The sequence below is a fragment of the Chryseobacterium gregarium DSM 19109 genome, assembly GCF_000430845.1.
Lineage (GTDB): Bacteria > Bacteroidota > Bacteroidia > Flavobacteriales > Weeksellaceae > Chryseobacterium > Chryseobacterium gregarium.
Genome location: NZ_AUMU01000002.1, coordinates 114,848 through 134,269, shown reverse-complemented (window position 1 = coordinate 134,269; position 19,422 = coordinate 114,848). Strand labels below are relative to the sequence as shown.

16 protein-coding genes and 1 pseudogene are annotated in these 19,422 nt (G+C 41.2%); 8 read left to right on the top strand and 9 right to left on the bottom strand.

Annotated features, from left to right (window positions below):
* Positions 1-33: 33 nt before the first annotated feature.
* From H561_RS0103325 to H561_RS0103315, 3 genes are all read left to right on the top strand, one after another.
* A complete protein-coding gene (locus tag H561_RS0103325) occupies positions 34-3,378 on the top strand; it encodes a WGR domain-containing protein (protein ID WP_027385729.1) in 3,345 nt (1,114 codons plus the stop codon).
* Positions 3,379-3,381: 3 nt separating this feature from the next.
* The gene (locus tag H561_RS0103320; protein WP_027385728.1) at positions 3,382-5,025 is read left to right on the top strand and encodes a hypothetical protein; all 1,644 of its coding nucleotides are present in this window, start codon (positions 3,382-3,384) and stop codon (positions 5,023-5,025) included.
* Positions 5,026-5,549: 524 nt separating this feature from the next.
* Entirely contained in the window at positions 5,550-6,041 is a 492-nt protein-coding gene (locus H561_RS0103315) for a DinB family protein (RefSeq protein WP_027385727.1), read from the top strand.
* 70 nt (positions 6,042-6,111) lie between these two features.
* Here the strand turns inward: H561_RS0103315 and H561_RS0103310 are convergent, their stop codons facing one another.
* From H561_RS0103310 to lptB, 4 genes and pseudogenes are all read right to left on the bottom strand, one after another.
* Complete coding sequence (locus tag H561_RS0103310) at positions 6,112-7,212, bottom strand: linear amide C-N hydrolase (protein WP_027385726.1); 1,101 nt, start codon at positions 7,210-7,212, stop codon at positions 6,112-6,114.
* Between the two features lie 22 nt (positions 7,213-7,234).
* Complete coding sequence (locus tag H561_RS0103305) at positions 7,235-8,185, bottom strand: helix-turn-helix transcriptional regulator (protein ID WP_027385725.1); 951 nt, start codon at positions 8,183-8,185, stop codon at positions 7,235-7,237.
* Positions 8,186-8,292: 107 nt separating this feature from the next.
* Positions 8,293-10,020, bottom strand: a complete 1,728-nt coding sequence (locus H561_RS0103300; RefSeq protein WP_051349307.1) for an ABC transporter ATP-binding protein — start codon at positions 10,018-10,020, stop codon at positions 8,293-8,295.
* A gap of 500 nt (positions 10,021-10,520) precedes the next feature.
* Positions 10,521-11,246: pseudogene (gene lptB, locus H561_RS21960) on the bottom strand (LPS export ABC transporter ATP-binding protein); the annotation flags it as partial.
* A gap of 343 nt (positions 11,247-11,589) precedes the next feature.
* On the opposite strand from lptB, the gene H561_RS0103290 reads away from it, so the two are divergent.
* A complete protein-coding gene (locus H561_RS0103290; RefSeq protein ID WP_027385723.1) occupies positions 11,590-12,318 on the top strand; it encodes a hypothetical protein in 729 nt (242 codons plus the stop codon).
* Between the two features lie 81 nt (positions 12,319-12,399).
* Positions 12,400-12,582 carry a bacteriocin gene (locus H561_RS0103285; protein ID WP_027385722.1) on the top strand — a complete coding sequence of 61 codons (183 nt, stop codon included), beginning with the start codon at positions 12,400-12,402 and terminating at the stop codon, positions 12,580-12,582.
* Between the two features lie 55 nt (positions 12,583-12,637).
* Here H561_RS0103285 and hemB read toward each other — a convergent pair whose 3' ends face one another.
* Positions 12,638-13,627, bottom strand: a complete 990-nt coding sequence (gene hemB, locus H561_RS0103280; RefSeq protein ID WP_027385721.1) for a porphobilinogen synthase — start codon at positions 13,625-13,627, stop codon at positions 12,638-12,640.
* Positions 13,628-13,748: 121 nt separating this feature from the next.
* On the opposite strand from hemB, the gene H561_RS0103275 reads away from it, so the two are divergent.
* The 3 genes from H561_RS0103275 to H561_RS0103265 all read left to right on the top strand — a co-directional run bounded on the left by H561_RS0103275 (position 13,749) and on the right by H561_RS0103265 (position 16,428).
* Complete coding sequence (locus H561_RS0103275) at positions 13,749-14,099, top strand: T9SS type A sorting domain-containing protein (RefSeq protein WP_027385720.1); 351 nt, start codon at positions 13,749-13,751, stop codon at positions 14,097-14,099.
* A 104-nt stretch (positions 14,100-14,203) separates the two neighbouring features.
* The gene (locus tag H561_RS0103270) at positions 14,204-15,115 is read left to right on the top strand and encodes an ABC transporter ATP-binding protein (protein WP_027385719.1); all 912 of its coding nucleotides are present in this window, start codon (positions 14,204-14,206) and stop codon (positions 15,113-15,115) included.
* 2 nt (positions 15,116-15,117) lie between these two features.
* Positions 15,118-16,428, top strand: a complete 1,311-nt coding sequence (locus tag H561_RS0103265; RefSeq protein WP_027385718.1) for an ABC transporter permease — start codon at positions 15,118-15,120, stop codon at positions 16,426-16,428.
* 78 nt (positions 16,429-16,506) lie between these two features.
* On the opposite strand, the gene sucD is transcribed toward H561_RS0103265, so the two are convergent.
* The 4 genes from sucD to H561_RS0103240 all read right to left on the bottom strand — a co-directional run bounded on the left by sucD (position 16,507) and on the right by H561_RS0103240 (position 19,418).
* Positions 16,507-17,379, bottom strand: a complete 873-nt coding sequence (gene sucD, locus H561_RS0103260; RefSeq protein ID WP_027385717.1) for a succinate--CoA ligase subunit alpha — start codon at positions 17,377-17,379, stop codon at positions 16,507-16,509.
* A 92-nt stretch (positions 17,380-17,471) separates the two neighbouring features.
* Positions 17,472-18,374, bottom strand: a complete 903-nt coding sequence (locus tag H561_RS0103255) for a UDP-3-O-(3-hydroxymyristoyl)glucosamine N-acyltransferase (protein ID WP_027385716.1) — start codon at positions 18,372-18,374, stop codon at positions 17,472-17,474.
* Positions 18,375-18,499: 125 nt separating this feature from the next.
* A complete protein-coding gene (gene efp, locus H561_RS0103245; protein WP_027385715.1) occupies positions 18,500-19,066 on the bottom strand; it encodes an elongation factor P in 567 nt (188 codons plus the stop codon).
* 16 nt (positions 19,067-19,082) lie between these two features.
* Positions 19,083-19,418, bottom strand: a complete 336-nt coding sequence (locus tag H561_RS0103240) for a hypothetical protein (RefSeq protein ID WP_228372214.1) — start codon at positions 19,416-19,418, stop codon at positions 19,083-19,085.
* Positions 19,419-19,422 lie beyond the last annotated feature (4 nt).

Here is a 19,422-nt window from a genome sequence, read left to right as displayed (position 1 = left end):
ACATACCTGCAACCATCTTAATCAATTAGATAGATGAGAATTATCAAACAGACCAAACTATTTTTCCACGAAGGAAAATCGGATAAAGTTTACGAAATAGACCTTTGTGAAGTCAATCCTGATGCTTATATCGTTAATTTCCGTTACGGAAAACGCGGGACGGCATTGAAAGAAGGCAGTAAAACTCCCGAATTTGTCTCCAGGGAAAAAGCGGAAAATATTTTTGACCAACTTGAAAAAGAAAAAAGAAACAAAGGATATCAGTCTGAAATCGAAGTATTTGTAGAACTCCCTTCATTAGACACCTTAAATATGAATTCGGCAGAAGGCGTTATATTAAAACGCCTGGAAGATGCCACACAGGGAATCAATTCCTTCAAAACGGAATGGAAAACTTCCCGCGTGATCTGGAAAGCCGCTCAAATGGAAATCAAAGAAGCCGTTCCTTACATCCTGAAATTGGCGACAAAAGGTGATGAAATGCAGCTGTATGCTTCCATTTTTTCAATCAGAACATTAAAAGTTACCCAGGCTTCTGAACTTCTTCACAGCATTGCACACAGTACAAGGCACAAACAGTATATCAGGAATGTGGCTTTTGATGCGCTTTTGACAATTAACGAAGGTCCGGAACTGGAAAAAACGGTTTCGGAATTATTGGAAATTTTGCCTCCCGAAATAAAGTATGCCATCGATAAAGGCGATTACCACAGTCTGAAGAAGCATTATTCCGAAAAATTCGGGGAAAAAGAAAAAGCAGACGAACTGGCCTATCTTTATCTCTTATCAAAAGCATACCCTTCTTTGATTCAGGTCATTGAAGATCTCCTAGGGCAGATCCCGTTTGAATCGCCTTATTTCAGGAACATCCGCGCGGTTTATAAACTCGCCCGTTTCAGAGATGATGCTCAGATTTTGGGAATGCTTTCATTTTTGTTTGAAAAGAAAACGCCGATGTTCAACAGAACAGCCAGCCTAGACAAAGAAGCATGGAATCAGGACCAGTACTTTTATCAGTTCGGAGGTTCCGTTAATGTAAGAAAAGAGCTTTCCGGTAATGAAAGCAGGCTTGCATTTTCAAATTTCACCAAACTTTATTTTCAGAAAAACGGTTTTTACTATTTACAAGAATTGGGAAAACAAAATAAAGCAAAAGAATATTTAAGGTTTGCGGTAAACGTCCTTATTCAATATTCTGATGCAGATTATACTCCCGAAAACAGAAGGCCTTTAAGCACTTACGGAAGATATGACTGGGAAAGCAGACAATATTATTATACGGTGGTGGATTTCCCTGAATGTTACCAGTCTTTACTTCTTACAACTTTACTTTTCGGAAATGATAAAAACCGTAAAATGGACTCCAAGCTTCAATTCTATTTCAAAAAAGAAGAATTTTGGAGTACCGATTATTATTATCAGGAAAATAAAGTCAATAAAGTAGAGTCAGGAACAAATGGAAACTCAATTCCTTCCGAAAACCCTTCCGTTAAAAATCAACCGCAGGGAGCCTTAGACAATATCATCAGTACATTTAAAAATATTTTTGGATCAAATAAAGAAAAAGAGGCTGTTCCTCAGCCTAAACAGGAAGAATATAGGATAAAACCTCATCCAGAACCGTCAAGACCTCAATTGTATCCCGGATTCTGGGACGAAATGCCCGAAGCTTACATTCAGCTTTTGATGCAGGCAAAAATGGATCTGGTCATGAAGTTTGCTTACGAAAATGTTTCCGTTCATGGGGATTACGAAGATTTGCTGTACAAAATAGAGCCTGAAATGATGATCCGGCTGCTCTCCAAATCTTCAAAATATCCCCAGAATTTAGGTTTTGATGCTTTGAAAAGAAAACAGGAAGAATTAAGGCAAAATGAAATTTTTGTGGCACAAATTTTAATTTCCGAAAACGAAGAAGCAAGAAACTGGGCAAAAACAACCATCGAAAACAACACACAACATTTTCTTTCTTCCACAGAATTCATCACGATTCTGGTGATGAACTCACGAAAAGAATCCAATGAATTTATCAATCATTTACTTCAGAAAACATCTTTGCCGGAAGCGCAGCAAAAAGCAGTGCTCGGAAAAGTAATCATACAACTGATCTCTCTGGAAAATAATGAAGAAAACAACAGGATTACAGAATCTGCCACAAAAAAACTTAAAATAACAGCTTTCTCTAACTTTTCAGAGATCAGCTGGGAAATTGTCGCCCAATTACTGACTTCCCCGTTGAATAATAACCGGTTTCTGGCAAGTGAAATTCTGCTTTTCAAATCCCAAAAATACCCCGTAACGGAAACTCCTCTTTCCATTATTGAATTGCTGTTAAACAACGAAAGCGAATCCATCAGGCAAAACGGGATCAGTCTTTTAAATCAATATCCGAAAGAAGAAATTGCGAAAAACTGGCAGGAAGTTCTCAGATTGATTTCTTCCGGTTACAAAGAAGTGGCAGAAAACATACTTTCTTTGAACAATCAGCTTGAATCTCAATCTGAAATTCAGCTGCAAACCATTGAAAAGTTGTTTGATCTATTGATGACCGGGCAAAAATTTGAAAACTCCCATCAGCTATTCAGATACTATCTCGAAAAAACAGCTCCGAAATACAGTACCGATATCCCTGTAAAACGGATCATCAGATTACTCTTTGCCAACAGTGTGAAAAACCAGCTTTTCGGCTTCGAACTCCTTAAAAAGGTAAATGATGACGGCAGATTTACTTTGAAACAGGTAATTTCTCTGGCCAGTCACGAATTTCTTGCAGTAAGGCAATGGTCATGGAATTTTTATAAAAATAATGTTCCAAAAATCAAATCGGACCGTAACCATGCGCTGGGAATTCTGGATGCCAAATGGGATGACAGCCGGGAATTTGCCTTTCATTTTTTCCAGACCGAATTCAAAGACGAAGACTGGGATACAGATTGTCTAGTCGGAATTGTGGATTCAGTGCGTCCTGATGTGGAAAATTTTGGTAAAAACCTCATCATGAAATTCTTCAAAAAAGAACACGGATTGGAATACCTTACCAAACTGAGCCAGCATCCGAGTCAGAACATCCAGCTTTTCGTGACCTCCTATCTTGAGAAATATGCAACAGACCAACCTGAAAAACTTAAGGAATTGGAGTTTTATTTCCGTTCCGTACTTTCAAGGGTAAACAAAGCGAGGACTGCCAAAAACCGGATTTTCATTTTTCTGGAAAAAGAAGGAAGAAAAAATACGGAATCAGCGGAAACCGTCAGTAAAATCCTAGACGATTTATCGGCAACAACAGCACTTCAGGATAAGGCAAAGTGCATCAATATCATTTCCGATCTGAAAATGATCTATCCCCAACTGAATGTTCATCTCAAACTAATCTCTTAAGCCATGCTATTCGATTATAAATTTCATAAAGATACAGCCGTTACAAACTCTGCCACGAGCACGCAGATGAGCTTTTCACCTGATCTGAAAAGAGATCCTACATTTTTTGTAGGTAAACTCAATAAAAGAATTCCTTTCAGGGAAGCCATTTCGGCATTGCATGATGTGGTGGTTTCCGATCTCCGTTTCAAGCCGAAAGACAAAACCGAATACAAGGACTGGGTTGCTGAACAGGAAAAACTCTGGCTGAGCGACTACATGGCAGAATTTCAGATAGAGGAAGTCCGACAGAGAATGGCCGAAGTGAGAGGGGAACTTGACCTGGTGTATAAAGAAAAAAACCGGGTATTAGGTCCTTTCAATACCGCTAAAAAGACTTATTTCGATTACTTGTACCAAAAAGACAAAGATGCCTGGTTTGTTCTCGATCCCGTCATTACGGTTCATCCTGATGAGGTTTTCTTTGAATGCTTTAGCCAGGACGAATCCACTTACGGAAAATTGAGCAGCAGCTATAACGTTTTCACGGAGATCAGCGAATTCAAATGTGGGACGACCAATATTGATTATTCGGCTACGCTTTACAACGAATTCCAAAAAATAAGGGACTATAAAGACACGGAATTTAAAATTGACCCTTCAGGTTTTGAGGCGATTACCACAAACGAAGAAGTGTACAAGGAAGAAAAAATAGATTTGCCCGATTCCTGGGTTCGCGGATTTTTACAGGTGAGTTCTGCAATGACTTTACCGGCAACGACTTTCGATCTTCATCCGATGGATATTTTCAGCATTTGTCAGTTTCTAAGAAGGTTTAAGGAGAAAAAAGGACCGAGGGCACTGCGTTTTATCCTTGAGCCCGGAAAACCGGTTCAGGCAGTTTTTGAGCCGTGGTACGAGACATTAACTTTTCACCGTTCCATTTATAAGGGACCGGAAAGTAAAACGATCAGGATTTGGGGGAGAAGAAGGTTGTTGATTTTGGAAAGATTGATTCCTATTGCCAAAAATTTCAGGGTGGTTTTATTAGGAAACGGAATGCCTTCATTTTATATTGCGGATCTGGGAGATATGTCCTTTACTCTGGGACTTTCAGGATGGACCACCAACGATTGGAGCAGGGCAGGAAATTTTGATCTGATGGCTCCTAGGAGTCACGTAGACTTACTGACTCAGGAAAAGGTTTTCAATGCCTTAAAGGAAACATGGTTCGGAACCACTGTTGAACTTTCAAGAAAACTGAATCTCGATACCGCTGCCATTTCGTCTTCGCTGACGTCTTATACCCAGGCGGGGAGAGTAATTTATGATCTCAATTCGGGATTGTACAGAGTTCGCGAACTGACCCAGGAACCTTTGGACATGAAGCAGCTGCGTTTTTCGAGTCCGCAGGAGGAAAAAGCGGATCAGCTGATTTCGGAAGGCAAAGTGAAAATTGATTACAGTGTGAAAAATGATGTTCTCCATATCCGCGGAACGGTAAGAGAGAATAATTCCACTTACAAAACGGAAGCTTATATCGATAAGGACCAACGATTGACCGATGGAAATTGTCAATGCGGTTTTTACAAAACCAATGGTTTAAAGCAAGGTCCCTGCGAGCATATTCTGGCAACCCGAATGATGCTCAACAGGAAGCAGAATTAGAATTTCTACAAAAGGATATTAAGCGGTGTCTATTTTTGTTTGCTGGTGATGCTCAATCATCAGCAGTAAAAGTAATTATTATCACTTTCAAACACCTTGTTTTCACAAGTACAATGTGTTCCTGTGCCAGAAAAGAATTATGATCCCATCAATACAATACAGAAAAAGTCCTTAAGCAATATCTGGCGATGCATCTTTTTCCGGAGGGAAATATATATACGCATCAGAAAAAAATAAATTGAATCTGTTTTTTATGCTGAACGAAACAGGATTCAATTTTCAAGTTCCCATTACTTTTTAGCGCAGTTTTCTTCACTCGTAATAAAAAAGACCGGCCTGAAAAGACCGATCCGTTCAAATTATTTATCGATAACAACCTATGATATAAGCCTGTTTTATGAACGGAAAAATTACATTAATATTTTAAAAATAAAATAATTTTTAAGTATTGAAAACACTGCTGACAAACTGTTGTCACAACATGGTTTTACCTTTGTCCCGACAATAACAAACAACATTACATTATGAGTACTACCACACACACCACCACCCGATTCGTGACTTCTGAACAATTGCTGGATCATTGGCAGGGACACCGGAATTTAACCCGGAGAATCATCGAAGCATTTCCGGAAAAAGAATTATTTGAATTTTCGATCGCCGGGATGAGGCCTTTTGCAAAACTGGCCGTTGAAATGATCAGCGTAAGCGGACCAGGCCTGAAAGGCATTGTCAGCCAACAGACGGAAGCCTATAATGAAGATGCTTTCAACCCGGAAACCAAGGAAGAGCTTCTGAAAAAATGGGACGAGGAAACGGAAACCATCAACCATTATTTTGCACAGATTTCGGAAGAACGTTTCCAGGAAAGCTTTAATTTATTCGGCCAGTACGAGTTTCCGGTCTATCAGAATATCCTGTATTTTGTAGACAATGAAATCCACCACCGTGGTCAGGGGTATGTTTATTTAAGGGCATTGGGAATTGAACCGCCTTTTTTCTGGGAAAGATTTTAACCTCAGAATCTTTTATAAAAAAAAGCTTTCAGATTTGTTTCTGAAAGCTTTTTAATTTTCATGTTTTCTGTTATTCCGGAAGAATATTTTTAAAGAATTTAATGATATTCCCTTTGAGCCTGGTGAACATTTCCGAAGTTCCGAACTCTTTGTTGTCATACCCTATGGGAAATCCTTTTTCTACGTATTCATTGTTTTTACCTAGTGTAAGAATATTGAAATCTTTATTCACTTCTCCCAGGCTTTCGGTATGGATGTCTAAGAATTTCACAGAAGCATTTTTAGAGAAATCCAGTTTTTTAATGTCAATGGTTTTCACTTCCTTTTTCAGATCGGACCGGAAAGAAAGGTTCATATTCTTAAGGTCGATCACGGTCTGCCATTCCCCGGCATGAATCGAGTTCAGGATATTCCAGGCATACGCTACCGGTTTCTGATCATACTTATAATTGTTCAGCATATAATAGGCCCGGTTGTAACGGTCTTCCCATTTCCCCTGATCCGCAAAATTAAATTTTTCCTGACCGCCTAAAAAATCAAACTTCTGAGCGCCGGCCAGATCTTTTTTGTACTGGTTATTGCATAAAAGCGGCATCGGCATATCTTTATCCGTCAGTACTTTATACTTTCCGTCAAGCAATGCGATGGTTGCCGTATTCCCGGCGGCATCACTCAGGAAGAAGTGGCTTCCAGCAGCATTCGGCCACCAGTCGATATTCGGACCTTGATTCAGGTGATCCACAACTTCTTTTACCGATTTGTAATTATCGAGCTGATACTGGATCCATTGGGCCCAGAACATATTCGGCTGGGAAGGATTTTTCACTTTTGAAGTTTCTTCAAGATAAAGCTCAACCAGGAAAAGCCCTTTTTCATTCACTCCGTAACACGGAAAATCATAGCCTAACAGATTGAAGGTTACGGAACCGTATTTTGAGTTCCATTGCTTGGCATACTTGGAATTGTCGGTCGTCAGGTTTTCCCAGCTGATATTTCTTTTCCAAACATCGCGCTTATTGACCACAATCATCCCCGGCATCGTTTTCCAGTTTTCATTGAAGCCGACTACAGAATAGCCTTTCCCTTTTAACAGGAAAGCTGAACATGCAGAAGCGGCTGTTGAATAAACGACGGTACATAATAATAAACAACGTAATAGTAAAAATTTCATAATGAATTTGAATAATAATATTTTAGATTTTTTTTGAAATATCTGCCATTAATTTTTTGAGGCTTTCTTTTAAAGATTCAGGTTCCAGAATCTCCGCATAATCTGCAAAGGTAATCAACCATCGCGGAAAACCCTCATCGATCCAGTCGGTTTCGAAGATAAGTTCGACATGATCGCCGCATTCTATCTCTTCAGTAAGGCCATAATACTTTTTGGAATTGATGATATGCCCGATAATTTTTTTCTCTACCAGAAGCCTGACTTTCGTTTTGTTGCCGTTCGGGGCTTTGCGGTAATCATTGATCTGTCCGTATTCCTGCAAAAACGGATGTTCCGTTATGGAGATCTTCAGAATCCTGTCAATCCTGAACTGCCGGAAGTCATTGCGTAAGGTACAGAATGCCATGATATACCAGAAATTGAATTCAAAGAAAACACCTACGGCCTCAATGGTCCTTACGGAAATTTTGTAATCAACGGTTTTATATTCCATCAGCAGCTGACGTTTTTCGGCAATACTTTCCAGAATGATCGGGATCACGTTTTTAATAGGATCTTCGGTTTTAGGCTGGTAATTGTAGATGTCAATCTGCTTTTCAATATTTCCTATTAAATTCCGGTCCGAAAATTTCAACACGGAACGGACTTTCTCCATAGCAGACTGGTAATGGTTGCCCAGGCTTTCATGTAAAAATTGCTGCATGAGCTTTTCTGCCGTAATGAAACTCAACACCTCTTCTTTGGTAAACATAACAGGCGGAAGCCTGTAGCCTTCCATTAAAGAATAGCCGCTTCCCGCTTCCCCGACAATAGGGATCCCGGCATTTTCCAGGGTTTTAATATCCCGGTAAATGGTCCTTATGCTCACATCAAACTTCCGGGCAAGATCCTGCGCCCGCACCACCGGTTTAGACTGTAATTGAGTAAGGATCGCGGTTACCCGGTCAAGTTTTTTCAGATAATGATCATTCATGGACTAAGACAGAAATTTGAAGTTTATCGCCAAAATACTTTATACTTTATACTTTATACTTTATACTTTATACTTTATACTTTATACTTTTTACTTTTTACTTAACATCAATGATCTTTAAAACTATTCACCAGCTTATCAAGATTCAGGCTCCTTGCGGAAGCATCGAAAATTTCACGGTAGGTTCCGTTAAGCTGTACCAGTTCGTCATGGGTTCCGTTTTCCACTACCCTTCCTTTTTTCATCACGTAAATTTTATCGGCATCTAGAATCTGTGATAAGGAATGGGAGATCATAATCACCGTCCGTCCTGCTTTTATCGCGTCCAGGGAATTTTTAATCTGTTCCGTGGAAATAGCATCCAGGCTTGCCGTAGGCTCATCCAGGAAAATAATCGGCGGGTTTTTGAGGAACAGTCTGGCAATGGCAATCCTCTGCTGCTGGCCGCCGGAGAGTTGGGTGGCATCATGCCGGTATTGGTCCGGAAGCTCCATGATCTGTTCATGGAGATAGGCTTTTTTAGCAGCTTCTTCAATTTCCCTGAAATCGGCATTCATATTGCCGTACCGGATGTTGTCTTCAATGCTTCCCTGAAAAATATGGTTTTTCTGAAGCACCAGGCCCAAATCACTTCTCAGAAAGGTATTGTCAAAATCACTTAAATCCACATCATCCAGCAGAATTTTCCCCGAATCCGGCAGGTAAAATTTACACAGAAGATTGATCACGGTAGATTTTCCGGCTCCGCTTAAGCCTACCAGGGCCGTAGTCTTTCCGTTTTCGATTTTCATGGAAACCTCATGCAGAGCCTGGGTGCCGTTCGGATAGGTAAAATTTACATTTTTCAGTTCAAAGTTCCCTTTGATATTCTGTTCCACAAAAGTTCCGTTAGGCTCTTCTTCGTTTTCGGCATCCAGAATATCGAAATACCCTTCTGCATAAATCATCGCATCATTCATATCATCATAAATCCTGTGCAGCTGGCGGATCGGTGCCGAAACATTATTGAAGAGCATTATATGCAGCATGATCGCACCGATGGTCATCTGCTGGTCAAGCACCAGATAAACGGTTAAAATGATGATCAGCACCACGCCGAACTGTTCAATAAACGTTTTCAGCCCGTCGTAAATGAAATTGGTCTTCCGGGTAAACATCTGGCTCCCCATCAGCTGCATTTGCAGGTCGTACTGTTTTTTTCCTTCGAATTTTTCGCGGACAAAGCTTTTGATGACCATGATGGAATTGATCAGATTCAATAATCCCGAGGTTTTCTGTTCGCGCTGGTTTCTTAAGGTTCTCCTTACTCCGCCTAATTTCTTGGCCTGTAACGAGCTGATGTAAAAATAAATGGGAACGATGATGGTAGAAACCATACCGACATATACATTCTGCATATACATGATCACCAATGCAATGACCGAATTGGAAAACAGGGGCAGCATGTCGATGAAAAAATTCTGCACCAGTTTCGTCAGGCTTTCTATGCCGCGGTCGATCCTGATCTGCAGTTTTCCCGATTCATGGTTTTCATCATTGAAATACGCCACTCTGTAGGTAAGAATTTTGTCGATGGCCGACTGTGCCAGCACCGAGCTTACGTTGATCCTGATCTTTTCGCCGTAAAATTTCTGTCCGAAGTTGATGAAAATATTCAGCAGTTCCTTTCCGAGCAGAATAACGGAAATCAGGACCAGTACATGGATGCCTTCAGACATTGGGTGCGGAAGATGCGTCAGATTGGTTACTTCATCAATCGTATATTTCAGGACCAGCGGGTTGACCTGTGCGGCAAGCGCTCCTAAAAAGGTAAGGAACAGCGTCCCGTAAATCATCAACCGGTACGGCCGGATAAAGGGAATAAGCTGCTTGTATATCCCGAATAAAGTGAGTGTTCTGTTGAAAGGCTTGGCCATAGGAATGAGTTTAACGGAAAAACGCACCGTTTACTGGAGAAAAGGTACGTTTTATTCTGTTTTTAAGCAAATCTGCCTGTTAATTATCCTTCGTAAATATAAGTCGTCACATAATGCAATTCAGGGGTACCGGCAGCTTTGGACTCTTCTTCTGCCTGCTCCGGTGAATATTGTGAATTGATTTCCTTTTTCTGGAAAACAAAGGAATTGTTGGCATTTTTATCCACCACATCATTGAAAATATGCTGGATCTCAGAATTCCCCAGTGATGCAAAGCTGATGTCTTCAAACCCGTACATGAGCCTCAGGTCATCGAACTGCGCAAAGTTGTCATCCACAAAACCCTGCAGCTGGGCTTTGGAATCGAAGTTCCCGGCCCAGATATTATAGGCATAGCTTTTCTTTTTCGGCTTGTCCAGGATGCTCTGGTAGACGAAGTTTTCACCCAGATAGGCTTCCCTTACCAGAGGGTCATTCGCCAGTTCTTCGGGAAGGCCTTCTTTCAGGATTCTCCCTTCAAACATGATATAGGTTTTATTGGTGATCGCCAGGGTCTGCTGGACGTTGTGGTCGGTGATTAAGATCCCGATGTTTTTATCCACCAGGCTTCTTACGATTTTCTGGATATCTTCTACGGCAATCGGGTCTACCCCGGCAAAAGGCTCATCCAGCAGAATAAAGCTCGGGTCCGTAGCCAGACAGCGGGCAATTTCCGTTCTCCTTCTTTCACCCCCCGACAAAAGGTCTCCGCGGTTTTTGCGGACATGCTGCAGGGAGAATTCTTCCACCAGCTCATCGCATTTCACCTGCTGCTCGCGTTTTGAAAGCTTGGTCAGCTGCAGAACACCCATGATGTTCTCCTCAACCGAAAGTTTACGGAACACGGAAGCTTCCTGCGCCAGGTATCCGATTCCTTTCTGTGCCCTGCGGTACATCGCATCGGTGGTAATTTCCTGCTTATCCAGGAAAATTTTTCCGGAAGTCGGCTTAACCAATCCTACAATCATATAAAACGAAGTGGTTTTCCCGGCCCCGTTCGGACCGAGCAGACCTACGATCTCGCCCTGCTGAACCTGTACAGAAACACCTTTTACTACTTTTTTAGGACCGTATTCTTTGATTAAGTTTTCTCCGCGTAAAATCATAGGAGCAAAGATAAAGTTTTTTTGAATTTAATATTCAGATTAAAAAACCGTCATTGAAAGTTTTATGAAAATTTAAGATCTCGGTAATTGAAAGTTCCGGAGCACGGAAGATTGTAACGGCTGAGCTATTTTAAGATAAATGGCTCAGATCCTGTGCTTCAAAAAAACACTCACAGGTAATGGTGATCATGCCGGTTTTTCTGTGTCTTTAAATCTGCTCATCTGAAATCAGGACAGTTCTTACAATATAGATTTTGAAAATCGCTGATTTTCTGAGGGGAATAGAATCACCGCTTATTTAATTTCCATAATTTTATAACACCAACCCAAACACTTTATTACTATGGAAAACAATCAGCAACTGACCGAGCTTCTGGCTCTGGACCTGGGCATTAATATCATCAACCGGAGGCCGTATGCCAAGGAAGTTTTCAAATGGCAGGATATGGATCTGCTCCCCCACTCCTCTACCGACACCATGCTCTGTGAAATTTATGAATGGAATGGCAGGAACTGGCGGACTACCAACAATAACCTGATCGGATACCTGTTTGAAGGAGAACGGCTGAATACCGTTAAAAAACAATTGATGAATATTCAGAAATTCCCTGCCTTAATTCCTGATTTTGAATTTACAAAGGAAAATATAACGGAGTTCGGGCTTTCCCTGCCTTCCCTTTTCAATATCGGGGTTAACGGAAACCTCAATAGTGCCAGAGCTTTTTCAGTACGGGTCAATGGCGTTACCAAATCCAGGATCACCAACATTGATTCGCCGGGCATTGAAATCCTGAGAAGCTATTCTGAATTCACGCAGGATCAGTCCAAATCGTACAGAAGAAATATCAAGTTCAATTACCTCAGTGCTTCTTTATTTTATGCGGACAGTGTGGAAATTTACCTTGAAAAGGAATCCGGAGCCGTTATCGACGTAAGCTTTCAGACCCAGGATGTAGAGGTGACTGCGAAAGTGGATACCAATACCAAAAAACATTTTGTCCTGAAATACAAAGGAAGCCAGGCACCATTTGCCGCAAAATTTACGAAAGGAAAGAATTTTAATATCATGTAATATAAAGGAATTTTTTATTATATCCATACCATGTGACAAATTTTTATTACCTTAGAGGGGATTAACCAAATCCATATTATCATGAAAAAATTAACAAAAAAAGACCTGATGAAAATTAACGGAGGAAATATCCGCCCGCCGGATGCCAATGGCAACTGCCAGCCGGGATGGTATTTATGTCCGTCTAATATCTGCGTCTATGACAAAGGCGGAGAAAACCCTATTGTTCCGGGATCTCCCCATTATCATGCCTGCTTCGGATAAACATTAAAAACAAATAACACCTCGGCTGAGGTGTTATTTGTTATATTTTTATTGCCTACCTGTTTAAAAGAATCGCCGCTTCCTTGGCAAAATACGTAAAGATCATATCGGCTCCGGCCCTTTTGAAGCAGGTTAAGCTTTCAATAATAGTCTTGTCATTATCCAGCCAGCCGTTCTGCGCGGCTGCTTTCACCATGGCGTATTCCCCGCTTACGTTATACACGGCAATCGGGAGGTCAATGGCCTCACGGACTTTGGAAACAATATCCAGGTACGGAAGCCCCGGTTTGATCATAATAATATCAGCCCCTTCTTCGATATCTTTAAACACTTCATTCAATGCTTCTCTCGAGTTGTGAAAATCCATCTGATAGGTTTTTTTATCTTTCGGGATTTCCATATCATCTTTCGGTGCGCTGTCCAGGGCGCTTCTGAACGGCCCGTAAAAAGAACTGGCGTATTTTGCGGCATAGCTTAAAATTCCCACGTCTGTAAATCCGCTGTCTTCCAGCGCCTCCCGGATGGCCTGAACCCTTCCGTCCATCATATCGCTCGGGGCCACGATATCGGCTCCGGCTTCTGCATGCGAAACAGACATTCTGGCCAGGGCGTCATTGGTCGCATCATTTACAATCTTACCGTTTTCGATAATCCCGTCGTGCCCGTAAACCGAATAAGGATCCAGTGCCACATCAGGCATGATGATCATTTCAGGAACCGCATCTTTGATGGCCCTGATCGTATTCTGCATCAGCCCGTACCTGTTCCATGCTTCTTTTCCGGTATTGTCTTTAAGGTCTTCAGACACTTTCATGTACAGGTTAACGGCTTTCACCCCTAAAGAAAACAATTCCCTGCATTCTTTTACCGTCAGGTCTATGCTTCTCCTGAAAATTCCCGGCATTGAAGCAATGGGTTCTTCTTTGTTTTCACCTTCCATGACGAATACCGGCATTACGAAATCACTGGTCGTAAGCGTGCACTCTCTCACCAGGCTTCTGACCGATTCGTTCACTCTCAGCCTTCTGTTTCTTGAATGTATCATTTTTGGAATACTTTTTGAATAAAATTTAATACAAATTTACTACAAGTTCTGTAAAAAACTATTGCAGGCGATTGCAGAATTGTTTAGTTTTGTTTTAATATAGTTACGAAATTTTAATTTGATGAAAAAAATTTTACTTTTATTTATATTTTCGGGCACTTTTTTTGGATTTTCCAATAATATCAAAGCGCAAATCAAGGAACCTAACTCTTTCTCTCAGAAGTCTGATGACGGGGTATTGGTTGCTTATCCCAATCCGGCTAAGGATTTCCTGATCATAAAAGCTAAAGAACCTAATCTGAAAGTTAAAAGCGTTACTTTTTATTCCATTTTAGGGACACAGGTAGCCAACTATTCGGTCAACATGAATTCCGGAGAAATCAATATTGAAAAACTTAAACCCGGAAAATATCTGATCCGGTATATTTTGAGTGACAATACCATGAAGGTCACTCAGATTGTAAAACAATAACTTAAATCCTGATAATCATCAGGATTTTTTCTTTTCGCTCAGTTCTATTTTAATATTTCCGTAACTTTCGGCACTTTATCTTACTAATAAGAAAAAACAATTTCATGCTGAAAGCTGAACACATCAGAAAGACTTACAACGCCGGTAAAAAGGTAGCCCTGGATGATTTTAGCATCCACGTTCCTAAAGCGAGCGTGTATGGCCTTTTAGGCCCTAACGGAGCCGGGAAGACCTCTTTTATCCGTATCATTAACCAAATTACCCAGGCTGACTCCGGGGAGATTACCATCAATGGAGAAAAGCTCAACCCCAGCCATATTAAAGACATCGGCTATATGCCTGAGGAAAGAGGCCTGTATAAGAATATGACGGTCGGTGACCAGCTTCTTTATTTCGGCGAACTGAAGGGAATGAGCAAAAATGATGCTTTGAACGAAGCCAAAAAATGGTTTGACAAACTTCATATCGACCAATGGTGGAAAAAGAAACTCTCTGAGCTCTCAAAAGGGATGGCCCAAAAAATCCAGTTTGTGGTCACGGTGCTCCACAGACCGCCTCTACTGATTCTTGACGAACCGTTCTCGGGTTTTGACCCTGTGAATGCCAACCTGATCAAAGACCAGATTATTGAACTTAAAAACAACGGAACCACCATCATTCTTTCGACCCACCGGATGGAAAGCGTGGAGGAAATGTGTGATTATGTAGCTTTAATCAACAATGCTGAAAAGATCATTGACGGAAGGGTATTTGACGTAAGGGAGAAATTCAAGAAAAATATTTTCGGGATTACCCTTTCCGAGGTCAGCGAAACTCAACTGGACAGTTTCAGAACCAAATATGAAATTTTTAATGTCGCCCGTGAAAACAGCCTGCTTTTATTCGATCTAAAAAATGAAAGCGACCAGAATCATATTCTGCTGGATCTTGTGCAGGTAGGAAAAGTACGGTCGTTTGACGAAAAAATCCCGAGCATGAATGAAGTATTTATTAATGCGGTAAGCAACAACTCTTAATTATGAATCATATTTTTTTAATTACAAAAAGGGAATTTCTTACGCAGGTAAAGAAAAAATCCTTCGTTATTCTGACGCTGCTGGCCCCTGTCATGCTGATTGCTTTCGGAGCCGTGGTGGGCCTGATGTTCAAAGCCAATGAATCTCACAATGTTATTGAAGTAGTCGACAGAAGCGGCCTTTTTAAAAACAAACTGAAATCTGACGATCAGCTGAACTATATCTTTGTGTCTGCCGCCGATGAAAAATCAAAAGTCAGCAGCCTGAAAGATAATGAAGCACTGGACGGCATTTTAATTTTGCCGGAATTAAAAGACCGGAATTTCGATGATTTATTAAAGAGTACACGACTGGTCATCAACAGCAAGATCGGGTTTGATACCAAAAAGAAAATTGTTTCCGATATTACTGAGGTCATTAAAAAAGAGAAAATCAAGCAGCTCGGCATTGCCGAAACCCAGCTGAATGATCTGGATAAGAGTTTTACGTTAAAGACCATCAATGTTTCTGAAAACAACAAGGAGGATTCCGATCTTGCTTTCGGCGTGAAAAGCGGCTTAAGCATCCTGTTGATGTATGTAACCTTTATGTTTATCATCATTTACGGGGTAAGGGTAATGCGGAGCGTGCTGGAAGAGAAAAATAACAGGGTGGTGGAAATCATCATTTCCTCCGTAAAGCCTTTTGAGCTGATGATGGGGAAAATCTTAGGCGTGACACTGGTTGCCTTAACCCAGTTTCTCGTCTGGATCACCATGTCTGTTATCGGAGCCTTGGTTTTAAATACCGGATTTTCATCGATCCAGAAAAACATTCCCGGCGGAAATGAACAGCTGGCAGGCAAGCTTGACGTTGCCCAGATTGCCACCCAGGTTTCCCACAGCTTACTGGAACTGAACTTCCCTTTAATTATTTTTGTATTCATTGTATTTTTCCTGTTGGGATATATCTTTTACAGCTCGATTTATGCAGCCATCGGGTCTGCAGTGGATAACGAAACCGAAACGCAGCAGTTTACTTTATTTGCCATCCTGCCTTTGATGCTGGGGATGTACGGAAGCTTTTCTCTGATGAATAATCCGGACGGGCCGCTCGGATTCTGGCTGTCCATTATCCCGTTCACTTCTCCGGTAGCAATGATCGCGAGAATCCCTTTCGGGGTTCCTGCCTGGCAGATCGCCCTGTCCATCGGACTGTTATTGGGAACCACTATTTTTATGATTTTCGTAGCCGGAAAGATTTACCGGGTCGGAATTTTAATGTACGGAAACAAAGCCACCTTAAAGGAAATCTGGAAATGGATTAAAGGATAAATTGAAACCAATCAACGGATAAACAAAATCCCGGACTTTACAGTCCGGGATTTTTTATGTTTGAAATGAAATACCTTCTTATCCTAAAACCTTTGCTACGGTAGCACCGATATCAGCCGGGGAATCCACAACGTTGATTCCGTTTTCTCTCATGATTTCCATTTTAGCCTGAGCGGTATCTTCATCACCGCCAACAATAGCTCCTGCGTGTCCCATTGTTCTTCCTTTAGGAGCAGTCTGCCCTGCAATGAAACCGACTACCGGTTTTGTGGAACCGCTGGCTTTGTACCATCTTGCCGCTTCCGCTTCAAGACCGCCACCGATTTCTCCGATCATCACCACGGCTTCAGTTTCAGGGTCATTGATGAATAATTCCAAAGCTTCTCTTGTCGTTGTTCCGATGATCGGGTCTCCACCGATCCCGATCGCTGTAGAAACACCGAAACCTGCTTTCACCACTTGGTCAGCCGCTTCATAGGTAAGGGTTCCTGATTTTGAAACGATCCCTACTTTTCCTTTTTTGAAAACGAAACCTGGCATAATCCCAATTTTAGCTTCATCAGAAGTAATGATTCCAGGACAGTTCGGACCGATCAGTCTGCAGTCCCTGTCTGCGATATAAGATTTTACTTTTACCATATCCGCTACAGGAATACCTTCAGTAATACATACGATCACTTTAATACCCGCTTCAGCAGCTTCCATAATGGCATCAGCAGCAAATGCAGGCGGTACGAAAATGATACTTACGTTAGCGCCGGCCTTTGTTACCGCATCAGCCACAGTATTGAATACCGGCTTCCCCAAGTGCTCGCTTCCTCCTTTCCCCGGAGTAACACCGCCTACAACATTGGTTCCGTATTCGATCATCTGGCCCGCGTGGAAAGTACCTTCATTTCCTGTAAATCCTTGTACAATTACTTTAGAATCTTTGTTTACTAAAATTGACATTTTATTATAATTTTAATTTATTTATTACTTTTTATTGATGCTCACAAATTTACTTATTTTTCTTTGATTAAAGATACATCTGAACAATTTGTTTATTTAAGGTTTTTCAGCCTGACCTCTTTTTTAAGATACGTTTTGAAATCCTCCGCAAACATCCCGATATAGGTTCCTTTTTCAAGATTTCTGTTGACGCCGGTTTTACCTAAAATAACAGATCCACTGGCAATGGTATTTCCTGAAGCCATCCCTACCTGTCCCCATAAAGTCACTTCATCACCGATCACACAGCACCCTGCAATGCCCACCTGGGAAGCAATCAGGCATTTTTTACCGATAATGGTATCATGCCCGACCTGGATCTGGTTATCCAGCACCGAACCTTCACCGATTACCGTGGAATCCGTGACTCCCCTGTCAATGGTACAGCCGTTTCCGATTTCGACATTATTTTCAATCACAACATTGCCGACCGAAATAAGGCGGTCAAAATTTCCGTTCAATCTCCGGTAGTAAAAGGCATCGCCCCCCAAAACGGTATTGGACTGAATGATCACATTATCGCCGATGACGGTTCTGTCCCCGATGACTACATTCGGGAAAATCAGGGTGTTCTTTCCGATGGTTACGTTATTCCCGATCACGGCGGAAGGATGGATTTTTGTTCCTTCCCCGATTTCAACATCATGAAGCTCTTCCGTGAAGTTATAGATCCTGGTAAAGTGGGTATTGATTGTATTGAAATCCCTGAAAGGATCGTCGGAAACCAACAGGGCCTTTCCTTCCGGGCAATCAACTTCTTTATCGATCAGGATAATGGTTGCCGCAGAATATAATGCTTTATCATAATACTTCGGATGGTTCACAAACACGATATCTCCGGGTTTCACCCTATGGATTTCATTGGTTCCCAGGACTTCGAAGTTCTCCGGACCAACGAATTTTGCACCGATAAGATCAGCAATGGTTTTCAATTTTTGAGGCGCGTGGAATTTCATAACAATTGATTTTCTTTAATGGATATGGGCTGCTCCCAATTTTATCAGCCGTATTTTCATACCGGCTATAAAACAAAATTCGGAATGCGTGTGCAAACCGAATGGGTATAAACTTTATGTGTAATTTATTCTTTTACTCTTTCCAGGTAAGAGCCGTCTTCGGTACTTACTTTGATTCGGTCTCCCGGCTCAATAAACAAAGGAACCATTACTCTTGCTCCCGTCTCAACGATGGCATTTTTAAGGGCGTTGGTCGCTGTATTTCCTTTTACTCCAGGATCGGCTTCGATGACATCAAGATAAACGGATTGCGGCAGTTCTGCAGAAAGCGGTGTTTCATCAGCTTCTTTCATAATGATTGTCACTTCTTCACCGGCTTTCATCAATTGAGCATTTTCAATCATCTCTTTATTGAGGTAAAGCTGGGAAAAATCGTCATTGTTCATAAAGTGGAAACCGTTCTCATCATCATAAAGATACTGGAACTTTCTTGTAATCACCTTTACCTCCTCAATTTTATGACCTGCAGAAAAAGTATTATCAAGCACCTTTCCGTTGGTTACCGATTTTAATTTTGTTCTTACGAAAGCAGGACCTTTTCCCGGCTTTACGTGAAGGAATTCGATTACTTTAAAAATGTCATTGCTGAATTCTATACACAGACCTTTTCTTATATCGTTACTTGTTGCCATTAATGTTGTATATGTTTTATTTTCTTTTTTTTATTTCGATACCCTGGCCCTGAGGCGTCATTCTGTTAAAGGTATTATTGTTAAATGTATTCACCTGATTCTGTAACCGGTTTACATTCATCTGAACTTCGGAATGATACGGATTGGTATTTCCCAAAACCGGACGGAAATTATCTTTCGGTTTAACAATATCATGAAGATTGCTTTTTGCAATACTGTCATTGGACCTCTCCGGAATTTTCCTTTCCAGGATGGAAGTATGGGTCGTTTTTTCAGTTTTCAACCCTTCCGTCTGCTGTCCGGATAAAAATGATGCCGCAAAAAGCATGACCGGTAAGAGTAAAATTCTCATGATT